This is a genomic window from Bacillus sp. 05T31 (genome assembly GCF_056396725.1).
Map to the genome: position 1 here is coordinate 1 of NZ_JBFTMA010000690.1, position 2,378 is coordinate 2,378.

Below are 2,378 nucleotides of genomic sequence, written 5' to 3' on the forward strand. Positions count from 1 at the left end.
TATCTACAGTCATCATCATGATAAATAATGCCGCAGCCGATGTTACAATAGCTATATTACGTTTCGTATGACCTTTGTTCTTTCTTATCTTTTTGCTAATTCGCTTTTGTATTTGCTTTTTCTCTATATGAGTTAAGTTAACTTCTTTATATTCATTTTCATCAATTTTTATATCATTTAACATTTCATACGGATCTTTCATTTCCTTCACCTCTTTTCTTATTTACTWCATTCGATTATGTAAAAATAATGCCCTTAGCTTCTTCCGGCCTCTCGACAGACGATTGTATATAAAAGAAGTTTTCATCCCCATTTTCTCTGCAATATCTTCTACACTGTCTTCTTCAACGTAATGCTTCATAAAGATTTCTTTATCGTTCTTCTTTAAATGATCTAATATATGTTCCATATCATTACTAATTTCATTTTTAGTAGTATCGGTATGTACCGCTATTTCACCTATTTGATCTAATCCTTTTTCATTTACTGTCTTCGCATATTTCCTCGCATAATCGATAGATTTATATTTTGTAATAGCTGCAATCCAATTTTTCAAAGTATTTTTCTCCTCATCATACTTTTCAATATGATTCCAAATTGCCAATAACACATCATCCATGCATTCCTCTTGTACATCTTGAAAAGAGGCTAAATGCTTCTGAATAATACTTTTTATAAGTCCGCCGTACCGGTCGATAATAAAATATAATGCTTTTTCGTTCCTTTTCCGTAGTTGCATTGCAACGTTCTCTTCTGTAATTTTCATATGTCCCCTCCTCTCTAACGTTCTCTACATCTATTAATTCGTATCGTTGCTTCTCATTTCTATCAATTTATACATATTTATTAATAATATCCAAAATAAACCTCATGTAGTAAAATATAACTCATCACCATAGAAGGAGATTATTTATGTCGAGCTTACTTTGGATTTTTTATATGCCACTTCTTGTTTTGTGCGGATTTTTCGGTGGTATTTTTTTAATTATTACTAGCATTAAACATCTTAAATTATTTGTGGGTTTAATGGGGCTACTTAGCCTATCTTTTGTCACACTACCTTTTGTTTTTTTGGGCATGGGGGTGAACAGCGATACGATCCTCCCTATTTCAACTACTTTATATTGGATACTGTTTTCTTTAACTGGATTATTGGCAGGATTAAATGGATTACAGGCAAAGATTAAAAGTATACGTAATATGGGATTCATTATTTTTATCGCTGGCATATTAGGGGTTATTTTCTGGGTACTTATGTCTGTAGGGGATTCATTCTATATATAATATTTTATCGGAGGTAATACAGAAGTGTTTTGAATATTAACTTGGATGGTTTTGGCTCTTACTTTGATGTTATGCCAATTCATCGTTGGCATTTTTTTAATTATTGCTGGCATTAAATATCGTAAATCACTTACTATTATAGCTGGTTTGATTAGCATATCGCTTATCTTTGTTCCTATCATTTGTATAGGTTTTGGAATAGATTTAGAGGGGATGGTTCCAATTTCAGGAACTTTATATTGGTGTTTCTTCTCTTTAGCTGGACTATTAGCTATTATAAGTGGAAGACAAATATCCAGCATTCGTGCTATGGGAACAATTTTGTTTATAACAGGGCTGTGCTCCGTAGCTGGTTATCATTTTTTATATCTAACTCTTTAAAAGACAAAAAAGCAGGGAAATTAATTCCCTGCTTTTCTATTTGGTTTATTGCCTGATGGTAAGAAGAACGATAACACCCAAGCAATACCGGCTAATATAGTTGCAATTAAGAAGGCATCGTTAATACCGTTAATTGCAGATAGCTTTGAAATTTGTCCGAATAATAGTTGTGTACTCATCGCATCTCCTGCTTGAGCTGATCCGGCTAATGCCGCTAAGTTTTGGCCCATACCGTGTACTTTATCAACTAAAATCGGGTTTGACGTTGTTAACATATTGCCGTAATCCGCTACGTGAGCAGTAGTTTGTTGCGTCATAAGCGTGATTAATATCGCTGTTCCAATTGAACCAGCTACTTGTCTTGACGTATTTTGCGTTGCTGTACCGTGAGAAATTAATTTCATCGGCAGTGCATTCATACCAGCTGTCATAATTGGCATCATAATGAATGACATACCAATTGAGCGTATAATATAATCCGTCATAATAACGCTATACGGTGTATCCATCGATAACGTTGTAAATTTATATGTCGCATATGTTGTAATGGCTAATCCGACAATTGCTAACGGACGAATACCATACTTATCAAATAGTTTACCTGCAACTGGTCCCATGATCCCCATAATTAATGATCCTGGAAGTAATAATAAACCAGATTCCATCGGTGTAAAACCGCGAATGTTTTGCAAGTATACTGGAAGTAATAACAT

Annotated in this window: 4 protein-coding genes and 1 pseudogene; 2 read left to right on the forward strand and 3 right to left on the reverse strand. The window is 33.9% G+C overall.

The features are described 5' to 3' along the window. Both AC1DJR_RS26650 and AC1DJR_RS26655 read right to left on the reverse strand, forming a co-directional pair. Nucleotides 1–202: pseudogene (locus AC1DJR_RS26650) on the reverse strand (DUF4179 domain-containing protein); the annotation flags it as partial. Nucleotides 203–223: 21 nt separating this feature from the next. After that, on the reverse strand, nt 224–766 hold the full coding sequence (locus AC1DJR_RS26655; protein ID WP_477003926.1) for a sigma-70 family RNA polymerase sigma factor: 543 nt from the start codon (nt 764–766) through the stop codon (nt 224–226). A gap of 146 nt (nt 767–912) precedes the next feature. Here AC1DJR_RS26655 and AC1DJR_RS26660 point away from each other — a divergent pair, with 146 nt between their 5' ends. Continuing rightward, nucleotides 913–1,284 (forward strand): DNA-binding protein, encoded by a 372-nt coding sequence (locus AC1DJR_RS26660; protein ID WP_429688056.1) that lies wholly within the window; start codon nt 913–915, stop codon nt 1,282–1,284. A 45-nt stretch (nt 1,285–1,329) separates the two neighbouring features. Continuing rightward, nucleotides 1,330–1,665, forward strand: a complete 336-nt coding sequence (locus tag AC1DJR_RS26665; RefSeq protein WP_113734128.1) for an ammonia permease — start codon at nt 1,330–1,332, stop codon at nt 1,663–1,665. Nucleotides 1,666–1,685: 20 nt separating this feature from the next. On the opposite strand, the gene AC1DJR_RS26670 is transcribed toward AC1DJR_RS26665, so the two are convergent. Continuing rightward, the coding region (locus tag AC1DJR_RS26670) for an MFS transporter (RefSeq protein WP_477003927.1) at nt 1,686–2,378 on the reverse strand (693 nt) is incomplete at its 5' end.

Bases quoted from the DNA above. Each gene is read 5' to 3' on its own strand.
- AC1DJR_RS26660 (WP_429688056.1), top strand. From the start codon at position 913: ATGTCGAGCTTACTTTGGATTTTTTATATGCCACTTCTTGTTTTGTGC.
- AC1DJR_RS26665 (WP_113734128.1), top strand. From the start codon at position 1,330: ATGGTTTTGGCTCTTACTTTGATGTTATGCCAATTCATCGTTGGCATT.